Raw genomic sequence first — 26,480 nt, 5'->3', positions numbered from 1 at the left:
GTGCTGCCCCCAGCCGTGTGTCGACCCCACGAATGTACTGGCCACGGGCCCGTGCGCGAATCTTTTGGCGGAAGCCGCCCCGTAAGTGCGGCGCCGTGCTAGCACGCTGACGGGCCTTCGGGGGACGGCGGCGACGGCGCACCGGGCGGCGGCACACGCGACCGCGGGTGCGCGCCCCGCCGCGCTCCTCGTGCGCGGGTTCGATGCGGCCACCTGCGGGGCACCTCGGCTTAACGTGCGGGCCATCGAGGGCTTACGCTCTCGCCTTGTCTTGAACTGCACCCCACCGCACATGTGAAGGCGGAACGCCGCTATGGACAGCGCAGAGTACGAGCGCAAGATCGCCGCCCGATTCGCCGCCTTCGACCAGGACGGCAACGGATACATCGACCGCGAGGACTTCAGCGCGGCCGCCCGGGCGGTCCTGGCCGAATTCGGCACGACGGCACGGTCGGAGAAGGGCCAGGCCGTCTTCGCGGGCGCCGAGGCCTTCTGGCAGGGCATGGCCGGCATCGCCGACGTCGACGGCGACCAGCGGGTGACCCGTGAGGAGTTCGTCACCGGCGCGGCGAAGCGGCTGCGGGACAACCCGCACCGCTTCGCGGAGATCGCCCGCCCGTTCCTCCACGCGGTGCTCGCCGCGGCCGGCGGGGACGGCGCGGGGACGCCCCCGGAGGCGGCGGCGCGCGTGCTGCACGTGCTCGGCACGCCGGCGGAGCTCGCCGGGCAGGTGGCGGCGGGCCTCGACACGGACGGGGACGGCCTCATCGCGGAGGACGACGTCCTGGCGGCGTTCGCGGCGTACTGCGGCGTCGAGGCCCCGGACGCCTGACCTCCGTTCTCCGGCCACCTGGGCCTCCTGACGCCTCGGACGGGAACGGCCACCTCTCCCGACGACCGCAGATCCCCGGGAGGGGTGGCCGAACCGGACGTGGTCAGACGCCGCTGGCGATCTGGCCGAGGCCGTTCCATGCGTTGACCTGGCCGTTGCCGAGCCAGACGCTGTAGGCCGTGCTGGTGCCGCTGCTGCGCAGCAGGTAGTCGGCGTGGGTGTCACCGTCGAAGTCCGCGAAGTGAACGCGGTTGTGTTCGGTGGTCACCCCGGAGGCAACCTGGCCGATGTTGGTCCAGCCGCCGCCGACGTCACCCCCGCGGTTGATGTGGACGTTGACGGAGCCGTTGGGGTTGATGGCCCAGTAGTCGGCCTTGCCGTCGCCGTCGAAGTCGGCGAGGCGTATGCGGGAGCGGTCGGTGGTGGTGCCGGTGGCGACCCTGCCGATGCCCTGCCAGGCGTTGGGGCCGCGGTTCAGCCAGACGTTGACGTTGCCGTTGTCGGCGATGGTGAGGAAGTCCGAGCGACCGTCACCGTCCCAGTCGGCGAAACGGATCTGGTCCTGCTTGGTGGTGACGCCCGTCGCCACGATGCCCAGGTTCTGCCAGCCGCCGGCGCCGTCGCCTCCGCGGTTGATGTGGACGTTGACGGAGCCGTTGGGGTTGATGGCCCAGTAGTCGGCCTTGCCGTCGCCGTCGAAGTCGGCGAGGCGTATGCGGGAGCGGTCGGTGGTGGTGCCGGTGGCGACCCTGCCGATGCCCTGCCAGGCGTTGGGGCCGCGGTTCAGCCAGACGCTGACGTTGCCGTTGCCGGCGATGCTGATGTAGTCGGGCTTGCCGTCGCCGTTCCAGTCGGCCCACCGCACCTGGTCACTGCCGCCGACCTCGTTCGCAGCCGCGGAGCGCCGCGGTTCGATGGTCTTGGCAATCCACTGGGTGAGGTCGTCGGTGCGGGCGGCGATGGCGCCCGTACGGGTTTCGGCCGGGTTGCTGCCCAGGCAGCCGCCCTGCCATGAGCGGCTGTTGACGGCGACGAGTTCACCTGCAGCGTTGAGGAGGGGGCCGCCGGTGTCGCCCTTGCAGACGGCGTCGGTGCCCTTGCCCGTGATCGCCAGTGTGGTGGCAGTCGCAGAGTCGAGGCTGAACGTGCCGGTGTGGAGCTTGTCCGGCACCCACTCGGTCTTCGTCCTGCCGAAGCCGGCCGCGGTGAGGTCGCCGCCGGCCGCCGGGAGGGTGGCGGAGACCTTTGCGGTGGCCGCGTCCCTGGCCGGCAGTACGAGACGGGCCAGGACCAGGTCGCGCTCTGCGCGGGGGGCGAGCTCAGTGATCTCGCGGGTCTCGCCGTTGGCGAGCGTGACGGTGGCCTGCAGAGCGGGGGCCCCTGCGGGGACCTGCTCGCCCGGGTGGGCGGCGAAGCAGCTGGCGGCGGTGGCGACCCACCACTGGTCGACGAGCGTGCCGGTGCAGCCGCGCGCGTTCGCCTCGTCGCCGATGTTCAGCTTCACGACAGGCGCGTATTGGCCGGATGGGGCTTCCGGGCCGGTGAGGGCATGGGCCGGGGCGACGACGGCCAGGCCGGCGGCGACCGCGGTCGCGGTCACGACGAGGCTGGTCGTCCGCGTCGGATGGGGGCGGAGAGCAGACATGGGGAACGTCCTTGTCGGTGGGATTCGGTGCGCACTGCGCGAGCAGCTCGGTCAGGGCCGGCTTACGGGCGCTGAGTTCGCCGCAGTGCGGCTGCCGCACTCCGCGGTGCGGACGGTGGCGGCCGCGCCCGTGCCACGGTGCGTTGCCGTGGTACGGGCGGGCCTGCGGGCGGCGATCTATCGGGTGAAGGTGGCGGTGATGTCGGTCGGGCCGGCGAGGGTGCCGGGGATCGCGCGCCAGTCGGTCCAAAAGCCCAGCGTCGAGTCGAGGGTCGTGCTCTGGACCTTGCCGGCCGCATCGGTGGCGTAGACGTGGACGTTGTTGGCTGCGGAGGTACTCGTGATGCGGGTCAGGCCGCTGCCGCCGATCTTGTTCCAGGCCGGCTTCCAGCTCCCGGCCAGGTAGTCGCCGGTCTGCGCGTAGAGCGCGCCGTCGGAGGCGATGGCCTGTACGTGGACGGTGTGGCCGATGCTGGAGACCGCGATGTCGTCGGCACCGGCGAGGTTGCCGGGCAGTTCGCCCCAGACCGTCCAGGTGCGGCTGCGGCTGTCGAAGTCGCGTCCGTAGACCTTGCCGCCGTTGATGCCGTAGAGGCGGACGAAGGGGCCGGCCTTGACACTGGCGATGCCGGTCAAGCCCGTGGATCCGGCGACCGGGGTCCAGGTGTCGTTCCAGCGGCCGGCGTTGTAGTCGCCGATTTGCGTGTACAGGCCACCGTTGGAACCGATGATCTGGACGTACAGGACATTGCTGATCATGGCGGCGGAGACGTCCTTGACGCCGGTGGCGCCACCGGGGATGGCAGTCCAGCTGCCCCAGACGCGGCTGCGCGGGTCGTACGTGCGGTCGTAGACCTTGCCGTCGGCGACGCCGACGTAGCGGATGACGCCGCCGTGGTCCACCGCGGCGAGGCTCGTGACGGTGGCGCCGCCGACGTTGGCCCACTCGGTGCCGAAGGTGCCGGTGTCCAGCTTGCCGTTCTGGCTGAACAGGGTGCCGCCGGCGGCCGCGGCCAGCGTCACCTTCGAGGGGGCGACGGCGACCGCGGCGGCCACGTCGGAAGCCCCGGTGAGGCTGCCTTGGACCTCGTTGAAGGCGCTCCACTTGCCGGTGGCGGTGTTCATCGACGCCTTGCTGATCCTGCCGTCGCCGCCGACGGCGTAGAGCTCGACGCCGCTGCCGGACGGGATGCTGCTGATGCGGGTGAGGCCGGTGCCGCCGACCTTGGTCCAGGTGTCGTTCCAGCGGCCGTTGTCATAGTCGCCGAACTGGGTCCAGATGCCGCCGTCGGAGCCGATGATCTGGACGTGGACGTTGTTTCCTACGGTGCTGGAGGAGATGTCGACCGCGCCGCTGACGCCGCCCGGGACCGCACCCCAGGGAGACCAGGTGCCGGTGCGGATGTCGTAGTCGCGTCCGTAGACATGGCCGCCGCCGATGCCCTGGACACGCACAGTGGTCCCTGTGGCGGCGCTGGTGATGTGGGAGAGCCCGACCGCCCCAACGGCGGTCCAGGCATTGTTCCAGCGGCCTGCCCGGTAGTCGGCGGCCTGCTGGTACAGGTTGCCGTCGGAGCCGACGATCAGCACGTGGACCGTGTCACCGACGAGGGCGGCGGAGATGTCCTTCGCTCCGGCGGCGTTGCCCGGAACCTGGCCCCAGCCGGACCACCTGCCGGTCGCGAGGTCGAGGTCCCGGGCGTGGACGTGGCCGCCTGCGATGGCGTAGGCACGGACCGCGTCCCCGTGGCGGACCGTGCTCACCCGGGAGACGTCCTGGCCGTCGACCTTGCTCCACGACGAACCGTACTCGCCGTACCCGAGGTCGCCGAACTGCGACCACATGGTGCCGCCGCCACCAGCGAGCAGGGCCACCTGGTCGCCGTTGCGGGGAGCGGTGACCTGGCCGATCCACGCCCCGAGGTCGTCGGCACGGGCGGACACGGCTCCGGTGCGGGTCTCGGCCGCGTTCGTTCCGAGGCAGCCGCCCTGCCAGGAACGGCTGTTGACCGCCACGAGTTCCCCGGCGGCGTTCAGCAGCGGGCCGCCGGTGTCGCCCTTGCAGATGGCGTCGGTGCCCTTGCCGGTGAGGGCGAGGGTGGTGGCGTCGGATCCGTTCACGGTGAAGGTACCGGTGTGGAGGCTGCCGGGCACCCACTCGGTCTTCGTCCGGCCGAAGCCTGCCGCGGTGACCTCGGTGCCCGCCGCCGGCGCGCTGCCGGCGAGCTTGACGGGGGCGATATCCACTACGGGGGCGGCGAGGCGGGCCAGGACCACGTCTCGGTCGGAGGCACTCGCGGAGACCTCGACGATGTCATGGCTCTGCCGGCCCAGCACGGCAGTCGTCTTCAGGGCGGGCTTTCCGGCAGGAACCGGCTTGCCGGGGGTGGCTGCGAAGCAGCTCGCGGCGGTCAGGACCCAACGCGGGTCCACCAGAGTGCCGGTGCAGCCCCGGTTGTTGGCCTCGTCGCCGATGGTCAGCTTTGCGGCGTAGGCGTGCTGGGCCGCCTGGGCTTCGGGTCCGGTGATCGCCTGTGCGGGGCCGGCCGATACGAGGCCTGCGGCGACCGCAGTGGCGGACACGAGCAGACCGGTCATCCGCGCGGAGCGCAGAGGGGGTGCAGACATACTTCTTCCTTTGGAACAGGGCGCCGGAACGTGGGCTTTGCTCGTGCGCCAGGGGCATACGGTGAGGCCGGCGCGCCGAACGGGGTTTTACTTGGCGGTCCTGATTTCCAGGAGCATGAAATCGCGGCCCTGCTCGTCCGCAGTCTCGCCCACAGCCGTCCAGGCGTTCTTGTCGACGGTGAACGTCTTCTCTTCGTCGCCTGCGGACATGTCGACCTGCGCGGCGTACGCGTTGCCCTTGACACCGAAGACCGCGGGGATCTCCAGGCTCAGGTAGCCCTTGTCTCCGGTCGTCTTGAAGCAGATTTTCTCGTTCGCGTGGGAGAAGACCTCCATCAATTCGGCCGCACCCGTGCACTCGGCCAGAAGGATGTGTCCATTTCCGCTCTTGAGCTTGATCTTCTGCTCCGCGAGGATTTTGTCGGCGTTCGGGTACGCGCCGTCCTCGATGGCGAAGCCCGGGCCCTCGTCGGCGATCGGCTTCGTTGCCGGGGCTTCCGTCCCGGCGGGGCTGGTCAGGCCGCCCAGTACTGCGACCCAGGTCAGGGCACCGACAGCGGAAGCTGTGGCCGCGATTCGCAGGATCGTGCTCCGTGCCTTCATTTCGTCCTCGTTTCGATACGGGCGGTTCTCGCGACACGCGAAGTCCGAAGTGCCGCGGGTCGGACAAGCCTCATCCGGGAGGCGGGCATGCGCGTGGTGCGGCCCTTGGGCGTGGCTGATCGGCGTGGCTGATGCGGAATTCGACCTTGCATTTTCAGCGCCTGGCGATCTTGTGCATGAAATCAAGCCGTATACCGGCCAGCCAAGCGAATATATGCGACATTTTGTGTTATATCGCCCGACGGAAGTGTGACTTGCGGCACGCACGAAGATGGTTGTGGCGGTTTTGCGAAAACCGGAGAGCGAAATCAAGCCATCTTTCGGAGGGTCTGATGGTTGGACTCCGGCCAGGTGCGTTCAGGTGGCATGTACTGCATAAGGTCAGGTAGCCGCCGCCGGTGAATATCCCGGGCGTGCTTTTCCGTCCACCTCGACCTCGATCGAGGACACGACATCAAAGAGGTGCATCTGTGCAGGAGACGTTCTGGAGTCGGCGCCGATTCACGACCGCTCTCGCGGCGAGTGCGGCCGCTGTCTCCACCCCCTGGCTGTTCACCACTCCGGTACGGGCAGCCACCCGCGCCGCCGCCCCGGCGGGCGACGCCCTGACCCTTCCGGACACGGACCGGGCCAAGGTCGTCAAGGCATGGATCCTGGGCGGCCCTTCGGTCAAGGGAGCGGCTGCCTACACGCTGAGCGGCACCGACGAGGAGATCACCACCTTCCTCGCCGAGCAGTTGCCGAAGGCAACCCGAATGGACAACCGAGTCGCCGCGTTCACCTACCTGGGCTACGGGGGCAAGAGCGTCCGCCGGGACGCCGGCGCCGCCCTCAGCGGTGGGGACGACGCGATATCCGCGTTCGTCAAAGACGGGTTCCGTTCCTCCGTCACCGAGGACATGCGGGTCTCGGCCCTCAGCGTCATGGCCAATGGCGGCAAGAGCGTCAAGCGCGACGGCAACGCCGCGCTGACCGCCGGTACGGACCAGGCGCTGGAGCAGTTCCTGCTCACCGGTCAGTACAACGCCCGGCTCGAGGACATGCGGGTGGAGATCATCCGCAGCCTCGCCACGGCCGGCCCGGAACTCAAGAAGTACGCGAACAGGGCGCTGAGCGGGACCGCGGAAGACGTGCAGTGGTACCTCGACACCGGCCAGCACATCGCGCGGGCCCGCGACCAGGAGGCTGCCACGATCGCGCAGCTGGTTGCCGTCGTCGAGCGTGAGAGCGCGCGGGCGCGGCAGCAGACCGACCTTGCCGTCGAGGCGTCCGCGCGGGCGACGACAGCGGCGAGCAAGGCCAAGGAGCAGGCCGAGAAGGCCGCGTACGAAGCCGAGCAGGCAAGGGACGACGTCCGCAGGTCCGCCGAGGCGGCCCGCCAGGCCGCCGGCGCCGCCAGTCGCGCCGCGTCCGCTGCCCGCACGGCCATCCGTGCCTCGTCCGCCGCGGTCCAGGCTTCGCAGCGGGCGTCCTGGGCGGCCACGGCGGCCTCCCAGGCAGCAGCCGCCGCCGGGTCGGCCGCCACCCGTGCCTACCGTGCCGCGATCGCCGCATCGAAGGACGCGGCGAAGACCGAAGAGGCGAAGAACGCCGCTGTCGCCGCCCGCGATGCAGCCGCGAGGGCGTATTCCGCGGCCAAGGCGGCCGACGACGCGGCCGTTGCCTCGGAGCAGTCGGCCGAAGCCGGCCTGTCCGCCGCGGCCGCGGCACGCGACGCCGCGGCCGCCGCCAAGGCCTCCGCCCAGGCGGCCGGCGCCTCCGGTGTGGCCCAGGACGAGGCGGCCGAGGCCAAGCGTCAGGCCGCGATCGCCGGCGCCGCCGCCAACCAGGCGACCAATGCCGCCTCCACGGCCCAGGCCCTCGCCTCGACTGCGGCGCGGGCCGCACGTACCGCCAACAATGCGGCCAAGTCCGCTGCCGGCCACGCCGAGAAGGCTGCCGATGCCGCAGAGGAAGCCGTCAAGTACGCGGGCAAGGCGATCGACTTCGCCAACAAGTCCACCGCACACGCCGACGAGGCGGTCAAGGCGGCCAACCTTGCGACCAAGGCTGTCGAGGACGCGATCACGGTGGAGAGGAACGCCCGTGCTGCCGAGGCGGCAGCACTGGAGGCGGACAGGGTGCAGGGCATGAAGGAAGCCGCGCAACTCGCCCAGCAGGACAAGAGGGAACGTGCGGCTGCCCTGAACAAGCGCACCCAGGACCTGCAGACCGCGCAGGCCACCAAGGACCTCATAGCCAAGGCCGAGCAGGCACTCGAAAACGGCGACCTCGCCGCCGCTGCAACCCTCGGCCGCCGGGCAGCCGTCGCACTGATCGACTCCAGGGGCACCTGGACCCGTCAGGCCGCCCGCTTCGCGCTCGCGGGATCCGACGACGACGTCTTCTCCTGGATCTACCTCGACCGGCAGCTCGCCCAGGCCCAGGACGATCGCGAGACCACCCTCTTCATCGCCCAGGTCGCCGAGCCGGCCGTGGCCAAGGCGGCAGTCCAGGCCCTCTCGGGCGGCACGCCCGCAGTAGGGGACTTCAACACCTCTGGCGTCATCAAGTCCCGCGCCGAGGACAACAGGGTCAACATCCTGAAGATCCTTCACGAGAAGCCCGGCAAGGCCGTCACCGATGCCGCCAACGACGCGCTCGACGCCAACACGCCCGAAGCCCTCCAGAAGTTCTTCGACGAAGACCTGCCCAAGGCGGTCGAGCAGGACGACGCAGTCGCCACCATGAAGGTGGTCGCCACCGGCGGCGCTTACTCCAAGGCCTACGCCGACGTCGCCCTGGAGGGGCCGGCCTGGATGCGCCGGCGTTTCGTCGAGTCCGTCCGGTACCGGGCCGCCCAGCTCGACTACGACTCGCTCAGCCACGCCGCCGCCATGCAGGCGACCATCGCGACCGCGGCCAGGACCGCCCAGGAGGCGCAGCACGACGCAGCCCTCGCCTCCCAGGTCGCGGCGGTGGCCAGAGACGCCGGCGCCAAGGCGCAGGAGTGGGCCCAGAAGGCACTGGACTCGGCGAAGCAGGCCGAAGGCTACAAGGAGCAGGCCCGCAAGCACGCGGATGCTGCGGACAAGTCCGCTGCCGAGGCCCAGGCCTCCGCCAACAAGGCCAAGGACGCCGCCGCCACCGCTCAGAGCGCCTCCCGCGCGGCGAACCTCTCCGCCAATCGCGCCATCGACGCGGCCCGTAGCGCACTGGCTTCCGCCCGGAGTGCCGCGGCGTCCGCTGCCACCGCCCACCAGGCCGAGCTCGCCGCCGGCCGGGACGCCAAGGCGGCTGCGGCAGCCGCCGCCCAGGCACGCCGGACCGCCGCGGACAAGCGAGAGGCCGAAGTGCGGGAGGCAGCGCGTGCCGCTGCCGAGCAGGCGCAGAGGGACCGGGACGCCAACCGCGATCCCTCCGACTCGCCGACCCACGACACGGTCAACCCCAAGGGGAGCGAAGGTGGGCAGGAGGAATGGTGGAACGACGCCAAGTGGTGGGCTGACAGCGCAGACAAGGTGAGCACGGCCGCAGGACTCCTCGCCGCGGGGTTTGCCGTCTCCTGCGTGTTCTTCCCGGCCGCACCCGTTCTCGGCAGCATCGCCGCGGTCTGCCTCGGTGTCTCCGTCGTCGCCGCCGGAGTCAGTGTGATCGCCTCGGGCATCGAGTACGGGTTCAGCAGCGGCGCATTCGTCTCATCCGCCAGCCGCGCGGCATTGGGGCTCGTCACCCGCGGCGGTGGTCGGGCGGCAAGTGTGGTGGCCAAGCCGGTCGTCCGCACCGTCGAGAAGGCCGCCGAGTCCGTGTCCAAGGTGTTCTACGACCTCGTCGCCTGACGGTCGGCCCCTTACTGCCCCCTGCTTCGGCCGATGCGGCACCGACCGGTGATGAAACGTTTCCGCCGGTCGGTGCCGCCGACGCGACCGGCATGAGCCATCTGTCGCTCCGCGCGACCTCCCACAGAGAGAAGACATGACTTCAGCACGCAGGAGACGGGTACTTCCCGGCCTCCTCCTCGTTTTGAGCCTCACCGCGACCGGCACCGCCGCAGCTGCCGACGGCCAGGGCCTCGCCCCGGGCGCCACAAAGACGGCGGCGGAGGCCGCCTCCCGCAAGGCGGCCGGCAACCCCAACGGTCCGGCCGGCGCTGCCACCCCCGGCAAAATCCAGCCCGTCACCATGAGCCCGCAGGAGAACTGCGAGCCGACAGCTGCCGGCTCCCGCGAGCGCAAGGCGGGCGCGGTGCAGGCATGTGTCACGACGAGCACCGCACCGAAGGCCCCGGTGGGGCGGCAGTTCCTCTCAACCGCACCCCAGGCGCCCGCCGCCGCACCCCGGGCGGCCGCGGCCGCCCCCGACCCCGGCAGCTGCGTGATTACCACACCCGGTACGTGGTGGCACGGCCGATACGGGTACTGCGTATACGGCGTGACCGTCCTCTACACGCTCAAGGACGGCAACGGCAGGGTGGTCGGCACCGGGACGCTGAACGTTTCGAGCAGTGCTGTCCTGCCCGCCAAGGGCACGACGTGGAAGGAGAAGATCTCCGTGACCATGACCGGTGCGACCGGTGCCGTCACGACGCTGAACGTGAAGTTCAAGGCTGACTGCACGGCGGGCTGCAAGGTCAAGACGGCGGCCCCGTGGTACACGAAGGGGGACCTGATCAAGGATCAGGTCCGCAGCGGCGACGTGGCGTACGAATCCACGCCGCCGGCCGGCGCGGCAGTCGACTTCACGACCTCGTACAAGATGTACGTGACCTCTCCCGGCGCCCAGATCGTCGACCCGAGCGCCTCGTGGAGCAACCCGGAGAAGATCCGCTGCGACGACGCCGTCCGGGACACGACGGCCACCGGCACGCCCGACCCCGGCTGCGTCGTGCCCGGCGTCATGCCGGTCGTCAGGATGAGCGACCAGCAGAGCCCCGCCGGAGCGGGGGCCGCAGCAGCCGCCTACCTGTGGGCCCAGAACAACCTCGCCGGCTGGGGACGCGACAAGCCGTTGACCCGGGCAATGGCCGACGTGGCCGGCCGGACGGCTCGGACCTGCGGCGCCTTCCGGGCCCGGACGGACCTGGTTGCGTCCGACACTTGCGGCGAGTTCCCCTTCGCGGTCACCCGCGAAGGAGGAGTCGACGGCGCTCAGTGCGCCGAGACCCTTCCCCGTCACAGCACCCGCGGTGGCTGGGTCGTCGATGTACTGGATGGCGGCGCGGGCAGCCCCTGCATGCGCGCTCACGTCCCGGTCGCGGACCGGCAGGTCGCCGACGGGCAGCTGTCCGAAGGCTTCGCAAACCAGCGCGTCGTGGACGGCGACCAGTTCAAGCTGGAGATAGCCGGCTCGATTGCCGAGCCGCAGGCCGTCTGCCTACAGAACGCGCCGACCGGGTCGTTCCGTTCCGGCAACGGGTGGATCAAGAACACCACCGATCCGGTGCCGCACGTCAACAAGACCACCCCCACGCCCGGCCCGCCCGGTGTCCGGGCGGCCGCGGCCCAGGCCTGCCTAAGCACCCCGACCGTGGAGGGCAGTGACGCGAAGGGTGACATCACCGGCTGGGCCGACGCCGAGCTGTTCCGTCAGGCCAACCTTTCCACAGCGGGGCTTGCCCGGTGCCACCTGATAGCCAACATCCTCGGCGGAACCGGCAAGATCGATGACGGTGGGCAGATCAATCTCGTCCCGTGCTGGCAGTCGGGTATGAACACCGGAACCCCCAGCATGCGGACCTATGAGGCCCTTGCCCAAAAGTCGGCGAAGGCGGTGAAGGACGGCGGGATCCTCGGGCCGAACGACGCAATCTTCTACGAGGTGACGCCTGACTACCGGGATGGCACCAGCACGATCCCCGTGGGTGTCAAGATGAGTGCAAGGATCGAGCGGTCGGACGGCACGTCTCAGCTGCTGTTCCCCGATGTCTACATCACCAACACGTACAAGAACACGGGGCAGCTGAACCTCGGAAACTAGCCCCGTCTGATTCACGCGCCACCGGGAGCCGGAATGAGCCGTACCACCCCACCGCGGCCGATTGACATCACCGTGGTCTTTCCCCAACTGGCCCCCCTGGCGCGCAGGGCGACCCGGCTGCATCCCCGTCCCGGGTCTCCGACACCGCACGACAGCTCGGTCGGCGGGCCACTGTTGTGGCCCGTCGACGAGCCGTGGCCGCACTGCGACGAGTGGCACGGCGGACCGGGTCCGGTTGCCATGCTGCCTGTGGCCCAGCTGTACGTGCGCGATATACCCGTGTTGCGGCCGCCCGGCCACGCGGATCTGCTCCAGGTGTTGTGGTGTCCCTTCGACCACGAGTCGGACAACATGCCGCTTACCGTCGTGTTCTGGCGATCCGCCGCCGAGGTCTCCGACATCCTCGACGCGCCACCCGCGCCGTACGCGGTGGACGACGACGGCTACGTGCCGGTGCCGTGTCTGCTCACGCCGGAGCAGATCACCGAATTCCCCAATCCCATGGAACTGAGCAAGGAGTTGCAGCACCGGCTGGCAGACGCGAGCACATGGCAGGAGAGCGGGGTGGACAACCCCTACGTCCGTGCCCCGGAAGAGCTCTACGAGAACGAATTGTCCGTCGCGCCCGGCTGGAAGGCAGGCGGATGGTCCCGCTGGGGCCTCACCGATCCCGTCCCGCGTAGCTGCGCTGCATGCGGCACCGAGATGGAGCCGCTGCTGACCATCGCGTCGTCCGAGTGGAAATCCAACACCCGAAGCTGGATCCCGTACGAGGACCAGGCCGGCTCCACGCCGACCCCCGACAACTGCCAGCCGTGGAACCCGACCGGACTCGACCTGGCCCGAGGCTACGACCAGCAACTGCACGTCTGCCCGGCGTCCCCGGACCATCCGCACATCAGCCTGGTCCAGTGAGGTACGGCGGCGGGCCGTCGGCTTTGGCGGGTGACGGCGTGGCGGCGTCCGTCTTCGGGGTGCCCGTGGCCGGTGTTTCCGAAGGTTTGGTCGGGCCCTTGGGTTGGGCTGCCACAGGCAGCTCCCAGATGTGGTCGGGTGTGACGATCGTGGTCACGGCGTTGCCGATGAGGGTGCTCAGGCTGCCCTCCTTCTTGTCGATGTCGGAATTGACGATGACGACGAAGGTGGTGCGCTCCTGCGGGAGCCGGACGGCGATGGTCTCGTAGCCGGGCAGTTCGCCGTTGTGCCCGATCCATCCGTCGAACTCGGCGATGCCCAGCCCGTACCGGACGCCCTGGTGTCCCGTCGGCAGCATCCGCACCCGCTGGGCCTGGGTGCCCGGCTCCAGGAGCCGGCCGCCGTCGGGCAGGCGGCCGGAGGCCATGACGGGGGCCCAGGTGCGCAGGTCGTCCAGGGTGGACGTCATGGCGCCGGCGGCCCACGCCCAGCTCGGGTTCCAGCCGCTCGCGTCGGTGGTCTTCCCGCCCGGCGCGAAGTCCGTGTAGCCGTGCACGTACGGCTCCGGGATCTCTGCACCGACCGGGAGTGCGGTGTTGTCCAGCCCGGCCGGCTCCAGGACCTCCTCCCGGATGTGGTCCCTGAGCGGCAGTCCGCCGACCTTCTCGACGAGCAGCCCCAGCAGCACGGTGTTGGTGTTGCTGTACTCCCAGCGGGCGCCGGGCGCGAACTGCGCGGGGTGCTTGAACGCGGTGTCGAGGAGTTCCTGCGGGCTCCAGGCGCGGTCCGGGTTCTGCTTCATGGCGTCCAGGAAGCCCTGGTCCTCGGTGTAGTTGTAGAGGCCGCTGCGCATGTCGGCGAGCTGCCGGACGGTGATGCGGTCGCCGCCGGGTACGCCGTCCACGTACCGGCCGATCGGCTCGTCCAGGCCGACCTTGCCGTCGTCGGCGAGCCGGAGCACGGCGGTGACGGTGAACGTCTTGGTGATGCTGCCGATACGGGTGTGCAGGTCGGTCTTCATCGGGGTGCCGGTCGCGGTGTCGGCGGTGCCGAAGGCCCGCTCGTACGAGCCGCCGCCGTCGGTCCACAGGCCGACGGAGACGCCCGGGATGCCGGCCTTGCGCATCGTCTCGGTGATGGCCTCGTCGAGGCGCTCGGCGGTGGCGGGGTCGATGTCCACGCGCCCGGGGAGTGCCGCGGCGGGTGCCTGGCCCGTGCAGAGCGCGGCGAGCAGCAGGGAGGCGGCGGCGACGGCGGGGACGGCCCGGTGGCGGCGGCCCATGGCGGATCACCCCTGTCTCGCAGGTGTGCCGGGTCCCCGAGCTGACTCACCCCATCGTAGGAACCTGCTGCTTCGGCGGCGACCGCAGCGTGCGGCTCAGGACCGGGTGAACCGCTCGCGGAGCTTGTACTTCAGGACCTTGCGCAGGGCTTCGCTGCGGGGCAGGGCGTCGAGGAGCTCCAGCTGCTCGGGCAGTTTGTGCGGGGCGAGGCCCGCGGCGCGCAGGTGGGCCGTGACCCGGTCCAGGGTGAGCGGGGCGGCGCCGGGGGCCTGCTCGACGACGGCGCAGACCCGCTCGCCGCGCTCGGGGTCGGGCAGGCCGATGACGGCGGCGTCGCCGACGCCGGGGAGGCCGTGCAGGAGCTCCTCGACCTCCTTCGCGGAGATGTTCTCGCCCTTGCGGATGATGACGTCCTTGCTGCGGCCGGTGAGGACGAGGTGGCCGGACGGGGTCAGCCGGCCCAGGTCGCCGGTGCGCAGGAACCCCTCGGCGTCGAAGGCCTCGGCGGTCGCGGCCGGGTCCAGGTAGCCGCGGCAGACGGCTTCGCCGCGCAGCCGTACCTCGCCCTCGGCGCCGGCCGGGAGCGGGTCGCCGGCGGGGCCGGTGATGCGGATCTCCATGCCGGCGGGCGGGCGGCCCTCGGTGTGGGCGAGGTCGTCCTCGCTGTCGTCGGGGCAGCCCATCGTGATCATGGGGACTTCGGTCATGCCGTAGCCGTGGGCCAGCCGGCAGCCCAGTTCGCGGACGACCGCGTGGTGGACCTCGGGCGGTTTCGGGGCGCCGCCGCCGGCCATCAGGCGGAGGGTGGGGACCAGCTTCCCGCCGGGCCGCTTGCGCTGCTCGGCGAGGAACATCGTGTAGAAGGCGGTGGAGCCGCCGGCGATGGTGACGCCGTGCCGCCGGTAGCCGTCCAGGGCGTCCGGCAGCGCGAATGTCTCGAAGAGGACGGCGGGGAACCCGTACAGGAGCAGCATCACGAGGTAGTCGGGCCCGCCGATGTGGGCGTACGGGAAGGCGATGGAGCCGGTGTCGCCGGGGGCCGGGCGCAGGGCGTGGGCGAGGCAGGACCCGCCGGCGAGCAGGGAGCGGTCGGTGTGCAGGACGCCCTTGGGGTCGGAGGTGGTGCCGGAGGTCCAGTAGATCCAGCGCACGCCGGTGCCGTCGGCGGGCGGCGGGGGCAGCAAGGCGGGGTCCCCGTCGGGCAGGTCGGCGGGGGCGTGGACGCGGAAGACGCCGCGGGCGCCGAGCCGGGCGGCCATCGCGGTGTGGTCGAAGCCGCGCCAGACACCGGGCACGGCGAAGAACTCGGCCTGCGACGCGCGCAGGGCGAAGCCGGTCTCGCGCTCCCGGTAGAGGGGGATCACGGGGGACTGGACGGCGCCGAGGCGGGCGAGGGCGAGGGAGAGCAGGACGGTCTCGATGCGGGTGGGCAGCTGCCAGGCGACGACCGTGCCCGGCCGGACCCCCCTGCCGTACAGGCCGGCGGCGACCCGCTCGGCGCGGTCGCGGAGGGCGCCGAAGGTCAGCGTCCGGTCGCCGGCCGGGTCGGGTGCGGCCTGGATCAGGGCGGGCCGGTCGGGGGTGAGGGCGGCGCGCCGGGCGACGAGGGCCCACAGGGTGGGGGAGGCGCCGAGGGCGTGCGGGGTGTCCGGGGCGGCGGGCGGGGCCGGGTCCGGTCCGGTCCTGCTGTGCGGCGTTTCCGGCATGGCGGGCCACCTCCCATTGCTGACGCTCCGTCAGATCTCGCGCAGAGCGTAGGGCGCGGGCGCTTGCCGGTCCAGGGGTGCGGGGCTAGCGTGGAGCCGGTTCTTTTCTGACGCTCCATCAGATCCGGTCGTTCCGGCTGCCCGCCCGGGCCCGGCCCGCCCGGCCCGCGGCGAGGGGACACCATGGAACTGCCCCGCATCATCAGCGTCGACGACCACGTCATCGAGCCCGCCCACCTCTTCGACGTCTGGCTGCCGGCCAAGTACCGCGACCGCGGCCCGAAGCCGCTCACCGCCGGCATCGGCGAGCTGGAGTACCGCGGCGGCAGGTACGTCGTCTCGATGGACCCCGACGGCCCCCCGGCCGACTGGTGGATCTACGAGGACCTGCGGTTCCCGTACAAGCGGAACATCGCCGCCGTCGGCTTCGACCGCGACGACATGACCCTGGAGGGCATCACCCGCGAGGAGATGCGCCGCGGCTGCTGGGACCCCAAGGCGCGCCTGGAGGACATGGACCTCAACCACGTCGAGGCGTCCCTCTGCTTCCCCACCTTCCCCCGCTTCTGCGGCCAGACCTTCGCCGAGGCCCGCGACAAGGAGGTCGCCCTCGCCTGCGTGCGCGCCTACAACGACTGGATGGTCGAGGAGTGGTGCGGCGACAGCGGCGGCCGGCTGATCCCCCTGTGCCTGATCCCGCTGTGGGACATCGGCCTCGCCGTCGCCGAGGTCCGCCGCAACGCCGCGCGCGGGGTGCGCGCCGTCACGTTCTCCGAGATCCCCACCCACCTCGGCCTGCCCTCCATCCACTCCGGTTACTGGGACCCCTTCTTCGCGGTCTGCCAGGAGACCGGCACGGCCGTCAACATGCACATCGGGTCCTCCTCCCAGATGCCCGCGGCCTCCCCCGACTCGCCGCCCGCCGTCCAGGCCGCCCTCAGCTTCAACAACGCGATGGCCTCGATGACGGACTTCCTCTTCAGCGGCGTCCTCGTGAGGTTCCCGCAGCTCAAGCTCGCCTACAGCGAGGGCCAGATGGGCTGGATCCCGTACGCCCTGGAGCGCGCCGACGACGTGTGGCGCGAGCACCGCGCCTGGGGCGGCGTCCGCGACCTGATCCCCGAGCCGCCCTCGACGTACTACTACCGGCAGGTCTTCTGCTGCTTCTTCCGCGACAAGCACGGCGTCGCCTCGATCGACACCGTCGGCCGCGACAACGCCACCTTCGAGACCGACTACCCGCACGTCGACTCCACCTTCCCGCACACGAAGGAGGTCGCCCTCGACCACGTCGCGGGCCTCGACGACGAGACCGTCCACAAGCTGATGCGCGGCAACGCCATCCGCATGCTCGGCCTGGACCTGGTCTGAGGCGGGCGGCGCCGTGGACCTCGCCGAAACGGAGGAGGAGCGGGAGTTCCGGGCCGGGCTGCGCGCGTGGCTGGCCAAGACCCTGCCCGAGCTGCCGCCCCGGCCGTCGCCCGACGACTGGCCCGGCCGGCGCGCGTACGACCTCGGCTGGCAGCGCCGGCTGTACGACGCCGGCTACGCCGGCCTGCACTGGCCCGCGGCCGCGGGCGGCCGCGGCGCGGGACCGGCCCGGCACCTGGCCTTCCTGGAGGAGGCCGAGCGGGCCGGCGCCCCGTACGTCGGCGCGAACTTCGTCGGCCTCCTGCACGCCGGCCCCACCATCGCCGCCGAGGGCACGCCCGCGCAGCGGGCCCGCTGGCTGCCGCCCGTCCTGCGCGGCGAGGAGGTGTGGTGCCAGGGCTTCAGCGAGCCCGGCGCCGGCTCCGACCTGGCCTCCCTGCGCACCCGCGCCGTCCGCGACGGCGACGCGTACGTGGTCACCGGCTCGAAGGTCTGGACCTCGCACGCGGAGATCGCCGACTGGTGCGAGCTGCTCGTCCGCACCGGCCCCGACGCGCCCCGGCACCGCGGCCTCACCTGGCTCGCCATGCCGATGGACGCGCCGGGCGTGACGGTCCGGCCGCTGCGGACCCTGGCCGGGTCCGCGGAGTTCGCCGAGGTGTTCCTCGACGGGGTGCGCGTCCCCGTCGCGTACCGCGTCGGCGCCGAGGACGACGGCTGGCGCGTCACCATGACCACCCTCTCCTTCGAGCGGGGCACCGCCTTCGCCGGCGAGGTCGTCGCCTGCCGCCGCACCCTGGGCGCCCTCGCGCGGGCCGCGCGCGCGAACGGCCGCTGGGACGACACCGTGCTGCGGCGGCGCCTCGGCCGGCTCGCCGCGGAGTTCGCGGCGCTGTGGCGGCTCACCCAGTGGAACGTCTCCGCCGCCGAGCGCACCGGCGGAGTACCCGGCGCCGGCGGCTCCGTCTTCAAGCTGGCCTACTCGCAGGCCCGGCAGGAGCTGTACGACGCCGCCGCGGAGGTCCTCGGCGCCGACGCCCTCGCGCTGGAGGAGGAGTGGGTGCGCGAGCGCCTGTCCTCGCTGTCCTACACGATCGCCGCGGGCACCTCGCAGATCCAGCACACCATCGTCGCCGAGCGGATCCTCGGCCTCCCGAAGGGCCGGTGAGCGTGGACTTCCAGCCGACGCAGGAGCAGGAGGACCTCCGGGCGGGCGTACGGGCCCTGCTGTCGCGGCGCTTCGGGCGCGAGGCCCTGCGGGCGGCGGTGGACCGGGCGGAGGCCGGGGGAGCCGGGGGCGTGGACCGCGGACTGTGGCGGGAGCTGGGCGGCGCGGGCTTCTTCGCGCTGCGGCTGCCCGAGGCGGACGGCGGGGTGGGGCTCGGGCTCGCCGAGGCCGTCCTCGTCTTCGAGGAGGCCGGGCGGGCCCTGCTGCCCGGCCCGCTCGTCGCCACGCACCTGGCCGCCGGCCGTGTCGAGGGCGCCGCCGACGGCACGGCCGTCGTCACGGCCTTCGACCTCGGCGACCGCCCCGCCGCAGCCGCGGGCCCGCCCGGCCGGCTCGTCGCCCACCTCGCCGAGGCGGACGCGGTCCTCGGCGCCGGCGCCGGCGGCTGCACCGAGGCTCCCGCCGCGCTGCTGCCCGCCGCCCGCCCCGTGCCGTCCGCGGACCCGCTGACCCCCCTCCACCGCGTCCCCCCGCCGGGCCCCGGCCCCGACGCCCGCCTGCGCGACGAGGGCGCCCTGCTGACGGCCGCCCTCCAGCTCGGCAGCGCCCTGCGCACCGTCGAGCTCGCCGTGCGGTACGCGGCGCAGCGGGAGCAGTTCGGGCGGCCCATCGGGGCCTTCCAGGCGGTGCAGCACCTCTGCTCGGGCATGCTGGTGCGGGCCGAGGTGGCCCGTACGGCCGTGTACGCGGCGGCGGTCTGCGCGGACGCGGCGGACCGGGCGGGCGCGGCCGGGGCGGCGGGCGCGGCGGGCTTCGGGGCCGCGGTGGCGGCGGAGATCGCCGGCGCGAAGCTGCTGGCCGACCGGGCCGCCGCCGCGAACGCCCGGGACTGCCTCCAGGTGCACGGCGGGATGGGCTTCACCTGGGAGGCCGACGTCCACCTGCACCTGAAGCGGGCCTGGGTGCGGGCCGAGCAGTGGCGTACGGCGGCCGCCGCGGAGGAGGCCCTGGCCGCGGAACTCCTCGCCGACGCGCAGGAGCGGGGGCGGGAGGGGGCCTCGTACGCCCGAGATGGCAGCCTGTGACGAACCAGGCCCGCGGGCCGGGCACGGGCGCGACGACGCGGGACGCATGTCTGATTACGGAGAGTTGATATCGGTTTGTGTCCTACGCGGGGGCCTGGACGGCCCGGCCCGCGGGTACTGCTCCGGTACGCTCCCGGGAATGCGAGCGGTAGCGCGGCGTGAGCGTCGCACAGTATGCACCATGCCTACTCCTTCGCGCTGGAATATGCCCGAAGCGCTTGTTGTGGTGACTGTATGTCAACCATGCTGCTCGACAAGGGGGTCACAGTCGGTGATCCCGTCCTGTCGCGAGGCGAAGTGTCCGCCGGTTCGGATGGTGTGAGCGGTGCAGGTGCTTCAGGTGCAGCTGGAGGTAGGACCGGACCCGGCCGAGGTCGGCCGGGCCCGACGATGGGCCCGTTCCCGGCTCGCGGGATGCGGGATAGGGGACGACGAGCCGCTCGCGGAGACGCTGATCCTGCTGATCTCCGAGCTGGTCACCAACGCCGTCGTGCACACCGGCTGCCCGGCCGTCCTGCGCATGCTCCTCGGCGAGCCGGCGGTGCGCGTCGAGGTCGCCGACGCCAGCGGCCGGGCCCCGTCCCGGCGGCAGGCCGGCGCCGGGGACACCGGGGGCCGCGGGCTGGAGCTCGTCGACGGACTGGCCGACCGCTGGGGCTGGCAGCGGGAGGGCGCCGGGAAGCGGATCTGGTGCGAGGTCGACCGGGCCGCCGCCGGACCGGCCGACAGCGCTCCGGACGGCCGCCCGGAGCGGTCCCGCGAACCTTTCGGGTCGATCCGGGAACCGCGCGTGTACCTCTAACGAGGTGTTGACGGTACGTCAACTGTTGGTAAACCCTTGTCCTGAGCGATTCGTCGCGAGGGGACGCCAAGGACAGCCTTGACGAGTGCGGGTCGCGGGGTGGCGGCTGCCGCGCCGGGTTCGGGGCGTGCGCGGCTGCTCGCCGCCGGCTGCCCGGGGCCGCGCCGCTGTCACGGGGACCGCCGTCACCGGGACCGCAGTCACCGGGGCGGCGCGACCAGCCCCCGGTCGTAGGCCTCGATCACCAGCTGGACCCGGTCGCGGGCACCGAGCTTCGTCAGCAGCCGGGCGACGTGCGACTTCGCCGTCGCCACGGAGATGAACAGCTCCTGCGCGATCTCCGCGTTCGACAGTCCGCGGCCGACCAGCGTCAGGACCTCCTGCTCCCGCTCCGTGACGGCGGCCACGCGCGCGGCCGCCGGCGCCGGTCCGGCGACGAAGTCCGCGATCAGGCGGCGCGTCACACCGGGTGCGAGCAGCGCGTCCCCCGCCGCGACGACCCGCACGGCGGCCAACAGGTCGTCCAGGGCCATGTCCTTCACGGCGAACCCGCTCGCGCCTGCGCGCAGCGCGCCGTGGACGTGGTCGTCCTCGTCGAACGTCGTCAGGATGAGGACGCGGGTGCCGCCGGGGGCCGCGGTGATGCGGCGGGTGGCCTCGATGCCGTCCATCTCCGGCATGCGGATGTCCATGACGACGACGTCGGGGGCGAGCTCGGCGGCGAGCCGGACGGCCTCCGCGCCGTCGGCGGCCTCGCCGACGACCTCCAGGTCGGCGGTGCCGGCCATGAGGACCCGCAGCCCGGACCGGACGAGCGGCTGGTCGTCGGCGAGGAGGACGCGTACGGTGCCGGAGCTCATCGGGCCTCCTCGGCAGCGGGGGCGGTGGCGGGGGCGGTGGCGGCAGGGACAGCGGTGGCGGGCAGCGGGAGCACGGCGGCGACCCGGAACCCGCCGGCGGGCAGCGGGCCGGCGTCGAGGCTGCCGCCGAGGAGGGCGGCCCGCTCGCGCATGCCGGTGATGCCGAAGCCGCTGCCGCCTTCCTGCGCGGGGCTGCTGCGGCCGTCGTCGGTGATGTCGAGGGCGAGCGCCCCGTCCTCGTACGCGACACCGACACGGCAGTGGCGGGCGCGGGCGTGCCGGACGGTGTTGGTGAGCGCCTCCTGGACGATCCGGTAGGCGGCGAGCTCGACGTCCTGCGGCAGCGGCCGCCGCCGCCCCGACACGGCGACGTCGATACGGAGTCCGGTGTCGCCGGCGGTGGCGGCGGCGAGCCGCTCCAGCCCGTCGAGGCCGGGCGCGGGCGCGAGTGGGGCGGGCCCGCCGCGGCGCAGCGCGACGAGGGTGCGGCGCAGGCTCGAAAGGGTGTCCCGGCTGGTCGCCTCGATGGCCTGGAGGGCGTCGCGGGCCTGGTCGGGCCGGGTGTCGATGACGCGGCTGCCGACGCCGGCCTGGATGGCGATGATGCCGATGCTGTGGGCGACCATGTCGTGCAGCTCGCGGGCTATGCGCAGCCGTTCGTCGGTGAGCGCCTGCTCGGTGGCGGCCGCGTGCGCCTGCGCGGCGGCCTCGCGGCTGCGGCGGACGGAGTCCCCGACCAGCCAGGCGAGGACGACGACCGGCAGCTGCCCCTGGACGAGCACAAGCGCGGGCCCGCCTTCGACGGGCCGTGCGAGCTGCACCAGGATCAGGACGAGGACGGTGGCCCCGACCGCGGCGAGCGCGGCCCGTCGGCTCCGGACCACGGCGACCCGCCCGAGCGCCCCGGCGGCGGCGAGCACGGGGACGGAGGCGACGCCGGGACTGTAATAGAGGAAGACGACGGCGACGCCGAAGCCGAGCGTGAGTACCAGCGTCGCGAGCGGCGCCCGCCGCACGAGCAGCGTGGCGGTGAGCACGGAGGCGGCGGCGAGCATCGCGGCGGGGTCGGCGATGCGGTCGCCGACCCCGAGGGGGACGCGCAGCACGAGGTTGCCCAGGACGAGCGTGGCGAGCCCGGCGCCGCCCCACAGGGCGGCGGTCCGCCACGCCGACCGCGCGGCCCGCCCCCCGCCGCCACCCGCTGTTGAGGTCTCCATGCCCCGACCCTAACGACCGCGCGGGACGCGGCCGTCGGCCCACGGGATGCATCCCGCGGGCGGAGGCGGCGCCTCGGCCGGCCGGTCACAGGATCGCGACCGGGGCGACCGGGGAGCCCACCGCGCCCGCGAACGGCTCCGGGGCAGCGGTGAGGAGGAAGGTGTACCGGCGTGCTTCTGCACAGGCTGTGGACAGTTCCTCCAGGTTCCAGTTCTGGCCCTGGTGCATGCCCATCTCCACCAGGTGCAGGGCGTGGACCGGGAGCCAGAGGTCCTCGGTCTCCGGGGGGAAGACCTCGAAGGTCAGGGTGTCGTTGGCGACGGCCGCCACGTCGCGGGCGTGGAACCACTCCGGGGTGCGGATCGACAGGCCCGGGGAGGGGAAGGCGTAGCCGTGGCGGTCGCCGGCCAGGCAGAGGGCGATCTGGCCGGTGCGGACGAGGACGATGTCGCCGGGGCGGACCGTCGTGCCGGTGAGCGCCTCCGCCTCCGCCAGGTCCTCCGGGGTCACCGCGTGCCCGCCCGGCAGGCGGTCCACGCCCTTGGCGCGCGCCACGTCCAGCAGGATGCCGCGGGAGACGATCGGGCCGGCCTTGTCGATGCCGCTGAACTGCGCCCGCCCGTGCGCGGTGATGGTGTCGGCGGGGCGGCCGTTGTAGATGCGGCCGGAGTGCGAGACGTGGGTGAGGGCGTCCCAGTGGGTGCCGGCCTGGAGGCCCATCGTCACGGTGTCGTCGCTGCACGCCACGCCGCCGGGCCCGAAGAGCTCCTGGTTGATCTGCACCATCGTGTGCAGCGGGTTGATCCGGCCGGGGATGAGGCCCGCCTGGACGCCGTCCTCCTTCAGCGGGAGGGCGAGCGGGATGCGCCGGCCGGTGCGGATCTCGGCGGCAGCCGCGCGTACGACCTCGTCCGTGATCAGGTTCAGCGTGCCCCTCTCGTCGTCGGCGCCCCAGCGGCCCCAGTTGTTGACGCGCTTGGCGATCCCGTGGAACTCGGCGGGCAGGGCCATGGTCCTCATCAGCTCCTCGCGGCGGAGGGGCACGGGGGCTTGTGCACCCGTGTCCGGCTGCCCATAAAATCTAACGGTCCGTCAGAAAGCGCGGGAAGGGGTCCGGCGTGGGGAACTTCTTGGCAGGCAAGGTCGTGGCCGTCACCGGCGCCGGGCGCGGCATCGGCCGCGCCGTCGCCCTCTCCGCGGCCGCCGAGGGCGCCAAGGTCGTCGTCGGCGACCACGGCGTCGGCATCGCCGGCGGCGACCCGACCGGCGAAGTCGCCGAAGCGGTCGTCAAGGAGATCCAGTCAGCGGGCGGCGACGCCGTCGCCGTGACCGACGACATCTCCACCATGGACGGCGGCCGCCGCCTCGTCGACACCGCCCTCGCCCGCTACGGCCGCATCGACGGCGCCGTCTGCGTCGCCGGGATCCTCCGCGAGCGAATGCTCTTCAACATGTCCGAGGAGGAGTGGGACCCGGTCATCGCCACCCACCTCAAGGGCACCTTCACCGTCTTCCGCGCCGCCTCCGCCGTCATGCGCCGGCAGGGCTGCGGCACCCTCATCGGCTTCACCAGCGGCAACCACCAGGGCTCCGTCGCCCAGGCCAACTACAGCGCCGCCAAGGGCGGCATCATCTCCCTCGTCCGGTCCGCCGCACTCGGCCTGCACAAGTACGGCATCACCGCCAACGCCGTCGCCCCCGTCGCCCGCACCCGCATGTCCGCGAACGTCCCCATGGAGCTCAAGGAGATCGGCGAGCCCGAGGACGTCGCCGCGCTCGTCACCTACCTCCTCAGCGACAAGGCCGTCGCCGCCGGCGGGGAGCGCATCACCGGCCAGGTGTACACCGTCGCCGGCCCCAAGATCGCCGTCTGGGCGCAGCCCCGCGAACTGCGCGCCGGCTACGCCGACGGCCCCTGGACCCCGCAGCGCATCGCCGACTTCCTCCCCGGGACCGTCGGCACCGACCCCATGCCGATGCTCGACCGGCTCGACGCCATGGCCAGGGCGGCGGCCGCCAAGGAACGCCCCAACGCCCGCCCGTAGAGGAGGCCCGGACGTGGACTTCGCCTTCGGCGCCGCCGACGACGCCCTGCGCGCCCGCGCCCGCGCCTGGCTCACCGGGCACCTGGTGGGCCCGTACGCCCGCGCCGCCGGCCTCGGCGGGCCCGGCAGCGAGCACGAGGAGGTGGCGGCGCGCCGCGCCTGGGAGCGCGAGCTGGGCCGCGGCGGCTGGATCGGCCAGGGCTGGGCCCTGCCCGCCGGGAGGTACGGGCAGCAGCGGCTCTCGCTCACCGGGCAGGTCGTGTGGGCCGAGGAGTACGCCGCCCACCGGGCGCCCGCCCGGGTCGGCCACATCGGCGAGAACCTCCTCGCCCCCACCCTCGTCGCGCACGGCACCCGCGAGCAGCAGGACCGCTTCCTGCCCGGCATCGCCCGCGGCGAGGAGCTGTGGTGCCAGGGCTACAGCGAGCCCGGCGCCGGCTCCGACCTCGCCGGGGTGCGGACCTCGGCCGTCCGCGACCCCGCCGACGGGCTGTGGCGGGTCACCGGCCAGAAGACCTGGACCTCCCTCGCGCGGGACGCCGACTGGTGCTTCGTCCTCGCCCGCACCGACCCGGCCTCGCGGCGCCGCCGCGGCCTGTCGTTCCTCCTCGTGCGGATGGACCAGCCCGGCCGCGTCGAGGTGCGGCCGATCCGGCAGATGTCGGGGACCGCCGAGTTCAACGAGGTCTGGTTCGACGGGGCCGTCGCCGCGGCGGCCGTCGGGGGCGAGGGCAACGGCTGGGCCGTCGCCACCGGCCTCCTCGCCCTCGAACGCGGCGTGTCCACCCTGGTCCAGCAGATCGGCTTCGCCGCCGAACTCGACCGCGTCCTCGCCGCGTACGCCGCCCGCACCGGCCCCGCCGGCCCCGCGGACGGCGGGGGCGCCGATCCCGTCCTGCACGACCGGCTCGTACGCCAGTGGGCCGAGCTGCGCACGATGCGCTGGCACGCCCTGCGCACCCTGGCCGCATCCGCATCCGCCTCCGGACGCGCCCCCGCCGATCCGGGCGCGCCCAGTGTCGCGAAGCTCCTGTGGGGCGGCTGGCACCGGCGGCTCGGGGAGCTGGCGGTGGCGGTCCGCGGTGCCGCGGCCGCGGCCGGGACGGTGCCGTGGGCGCCCGGGCTCCCGTACGAGCAGGGGCTCGGGGAGGACCAGCGGCTGTTCCTGTTCAGCCGGGCCGACACGATCTACGGAGGCTCGGACGAGATCCAGCGGAACATCATCGCCGAGCGGGTGCTCGGCCTGCCCGGAGAGGCACGGTGAACGCATGAGGGGTGTCGTGTTCGACGGCAGGGAGGTCCGGGTCGTCGACGACCTGGAGGTCCGCGGTCCCGGACCGGGGGAGGTGCTCGTCGCGGTGGCCGCGGCCGGACTGTGCCACAGCGACCTGTCGGTCGTCGACGGGACGATTCCCTTCCCGCGGCCGGTGGTGCTGGGGCACGAGGGCGCCGGCATCGTCGAGGCCGTAGGGGCCGGTGTGACGCATGTGGCGCCCGGGGACCACGTCGCCCTGTCCACCCTCGCCAACTGCGGGGCCTGCGCGGACTGCGACCGGGGCCGGCCGACGATGTGCCGCAAGGCGATCGGGATGCCGGGGCGGCCGTTCAGCCGGGCCGGGGAGCCGCTCCACCAGTTCGCGTCGAACTCCGCCTTCGCCGAACGCACGGTGGTGCGGGCGGTGCAGGCGGTGCGGATCCCGCAGGACGTGCCCCTGACGTCGGCGGCGCTGATCGGGTGCGGCGTCCTGACGGGGGTCGGGGCCGTCCTCAACCGGGCGCGCGTCGGGCACGGCGAGACGGTCGTCGTCATCGGCGCCGGCGGGATCGGGCTCAACGTGCTCCAGGGCGCCCGGCTCGCCGGGGCGCGGACCGCGGTCGCCGTCGACGCGAAGCCGGCGAAGGAGGCGGCGGCCCGGCTCTTCGGCGCCACCCACTTCGTCGACGCCTCCGCCGGCGGCGCCGAAGCCGCCGTACGGGAGATCCTGCCGACCGGCGCGGACCACGCCTTCGAGTGCGTCGGCGACGTCCGCCTGATCCGGCAGGCCGTCGACCTGCTGGACCGGCACGGGCAGGCCGTCCTGCTCGGGGTGCCGCCGGCCGGCGCGGAGGCGTCCTTCCGCGTGTCGTCGATGTACCTCGACAAGACGATCATGGGCTGCCGGTACGGGTCCTCCCGCCCGCAGCGCGACATCGCCCTCTACGCCGACCTCTACCGGCAGGGCCGGTTGCTCCTGGACGAGCTGGTGAGCGCGGCCTACCCGGTGGAGGACTTCGCCAAGGCCGCGGACGACGCCCGGCACGGGCGCGTGGCACGCGCCGTCCTCACGTTCTGACGCGGGGCCCCGCCGCGCCCCGGCCCGCCTC

19 protein-coding genes are annotated in these 26,480 nt (G+C 72.9%); 11 read left to right on the top strand and 8 right to left on the bottom strand.

Features of this window, described 5'->3' with window-relative positions:
* The first annotated feature begins 313 nt into the window (after positions 1–313).
* The gene (locus C0216_RS28375; protein WP_114057996.1) at positions 314–832 is read left to right on the top strand and encodes an EF-hand domain-containing protein; all 519 of its coding nucleotides are present in this window, start codon (positions 314–316) and stop codon (positions 830–832) included.
* A 103-nt stretch (positions 833–935) separates the two neighbouring features.
* Here C0216_RS28375 and C0216_RS28370 read toward each other — a convergent pair whose 3' ends face one another.
* The 3 genes from C0216_RS28370 to C0216_RS28360 form a co-directional block, all read right to left on the bottom strand.
* A complete protein-coding gene (locus tag C0216_RS28370; RefSeq protein WP_114057995.1) occupies positions 936–2,477 on the bottom strand; it encodes an FG-GAP-like repeat-containing protein in 1,542 nt (513 codons plus the stop codon).
* 177 nt (positions 2,478–2,654) lie between these two features.
* A complete protein-coding gene (locus tag C0216_RS28365) occupies positions 2,655–5,105 on the bottom strand; it encodes a trypsin-like serine protease (RefSeq protein ID WP_114057994.1) in 2,451 nt (816 codons plus the stop codon).
* An 87-nt stretch (positions 5,106–5,192) separates the two neighbouring features.
* On the bottom strand, positions 5,193–5,708 hold the full coding sequence (locus tag C0216_RS28360) for a hypothetical protein (protein ID WP_174250478.1): 516 nt from the start codon (positions 5,706–5,708) through the stop codon (positions 5,193–5,195).
* Between the two features lie 470 nt (positions 5,709–6,178).
* Between C0216_RS28360 and C0216_RS35145 the strand changes: the two genes are divergently transcribed.
* The 3 genes from C0216_RS35145 (at position 6,179) to C0216_RS28345 (ending at position 12,578) form a co-directional block, all read left to right on the top strand.
* Entirely contained in the window at positions 6,179–9,526 is a 3,348-nt protein-coding gene (locus C0216_RS35145) for an ALF repeat-containing protein (RefSeq protein ID WP_114057993.1), read from the top strand.
* A 343-nt stretch (positions 9,527–9,869) separates the two neighbouring features.
* Complete coding sequence (locus C0216_RS34770; RefSeq protein ID WP_246042724.1) at positions 9,870–11,663, top strand: DNA/RNA non-specific endonuclease; 1,794 nt, start codon at positions 9,870–9,872, stop codon at positions 11,661–11,663.
* 33 nt (positions 11,664–11,696) lie between these two features.
* Positions 11,697–12,578, top strand: coding sequence for a hypothetical protein (locus tag C0216_RS28345; protein WP_114057992.1), 882 nt, complete (start codon positions 11,697–11,699; stop codon positions 12,576–12,578).
* Here C0216_RS28345 and C0216_RS28340 read toward each other — a convergent pair.
* Positions 12,562–13,860 carry a serine hydrolase domain-containing protein gene (locus C0216_RS28340; protein WP_114057991.1) on the bottom strand — a complete coding sequence of 433 codons (1,299 nt, stop codon included), beginning with the start codon at positions 13,858–13,860 and terminating at the stop codon, positions 12,562–12,564. The two genes, C0216_RS28345 and C0216_RS28340, sit on opposite strands and share 17 nt — an antisense overlap.
* A gap of 96 nt (positions 13,861–13,956) precedes the next feature.
* Positions 13,957–15,567 carry a class I adenylate-forming enzyme family protein gene (locus C0216_RS28335; RefSeq protein WP_114057990.1) on the bottom strand — a complete coding sequence of 537 codons (1,611 nt, stop codon included), beginning with the start codon at positions 15,565–15,567 and terminating at the stop codon, positions 13,957–13,959.
* 183 nt (positions 15,568–15,750) lie between these two features.
* Between C0216_RS28335 and C0216_RS28330 the strand changes: the two genes are divergently transcribed.
* The 4 genes from C0216_RS28330 (at position 15,751) to C0216_RS28315 (ending at position 19,993) form a co-directional block, all read left to right on the top strand.
* On the top strand, positions 15,751–16,938 hold the full coding sequence (locus tag C0216_RS28330) for an amidohydrolase family protein (protein ID WP_114057989.1): 1,188 nt from the start codon (positions 15,751–15,753) through the stop codon (positions 16,936–16,938).
* Positions 16,939–16,951: 13 nt separating this feature from the next.
* On the top strand, positions 16,952–18,106 hold the full coding sequence (locus C0216_RS28325; RefSeq protein WP_114057988.1) for an acyl-CoA dehydrogenase family protein: 1,155 nt from the start codon (positions 16,952–16,954) through the stop codon (positions 18,104–18,106).
* Positions 18,107–18,108: 2 nt separating this feature from the next.
* On the top strand, positions 18,109–19,191 hold the full coding sequence (locus C0216_RS28320; protein WP_114057987.1) for an acyl-CoA dehydrogenase family protein: 1,083 nt from the start codon (positions 18,109–18,111) through the stop codon (positions 19,189–19,191).
* Positions 19,192–19,516: 325 nt separating this feature from the next.
* A complete protein-coding gene (locus C0216_RS28315; protein WP_114057986.1) occupies positions 19,517–19,993 on the top strand; it encodes an ATP-binding protein in 477 nt (158 codons plus the stop codon).
* A gap of 200 nt (positions 19,994–20,193) precedes the next feature.
* Here the strand turns inward: C0216_RS28315 and C0216_RS28310 are convergent, their stop codons facing one another.
* The 3 genes from C0216_RS28310 to C0216_RS28300 form a co-directional block, all read right to left on the bottom strand.
* Positions 20,194–20,853 (bottom strand): response regulator, encoded by a 660-nt coding sequence (locus tag C0216_RS28310; protein ID WP_114057985.1) that lies wholly within the window; start codon positions 20,851–20,853, stop codon positions 20,194–20,196.
* Positions 20,850–22,070 (bottom strand): sensor histidine kinase, encoded by a 1,221-nt coding sequence (locus C0216_RS28305; protein ID WP_114057984.1) that lies wholly within the window; start codon positions 22,068–22,070, stop codon positions 20,850–20,852. The genes C0216_RS28310 and C0216_RS28305 overlap by 4 nt, the downstream gene beginning before the upstream one ends.
* A gap of 85 nt (positions 22,071–22,155) precedes the next feature.
* A complete protein-coding gene (locus C0216_RS28300) occupies positions 22,156–23,082 on the bottom strand; it encodes a cyclase family protein (protein WP_114057983.1) in 927 nt (308 codons plus the stop codon).
* A 107-nt stretch (positions 23,083–23,189) separates the two neighbouring features.
* Here C0216_RS28300 and C0216_RS28295 point away from each other — a divergent pair, with 107 nt between their 5' ends.
* From C0216_RS28295 to C0216_RS28285, 3 genes are read left to right on the top strand one after another with little or no spacing between them, the layout of a single operon-like run.
* Positions 23,190–24,116 carry an SDR family NAD(P)-dependent oxidoreductase gene (locus tag C0216_RS28295; protein WP_114057982.1) on the top strand — a complete coding sequence of 309 codons (927 nt, stop codon included), beginning with the start codon at positions 23,190–23,192 and terminating at the stop codon, positions 24,114–24,116.
* 13 nt (positions 24,117–24,129) lie between these two features.
* Complete coding sequence (locus C0216_RS28290) at positions 24,130–25,380, top strand: acyl-CoA dehydrogenase family protein (protein WP_114057981.1); 1,251 nt, start codon at positions 24,130–24,132, stop codon at positions 25,378–25,380.
* Between the two features lie 4 nt (positions 25,381–25,384).
* The gene (locus tag C0216_RS28285) at positions 25,385–26,449 is read left to right on the top strand and encodes a Zn-dependent alcohol dehydrogenase (RefSeq protein ID WP_114057980.1); all 1,065 of its coding nucleotides are present in this window, start codon (positions 25,385–25,387) and stop codon (positions 26,447–26,449) included.
* Positions 26,450–26,480 lie beyond the last annotated feature (31 nt).

Origin of the sequence: Streptomyces globosus, from assembly GCF_003325375.1 — a bacterium.
GTDB classification, from domain to species: domain Bacteria; phylum Actinomycetota; class Actinomycetes; order Streptomycetales; family Streptomycetaceae; genus Streptomyces; species Streptomyces globosus_A.
The sequence above is the reverse complement of the archived record's forward strand: the minus strand, read 5'-3'. Positions and strand labels throughout refer to the sequence as shown.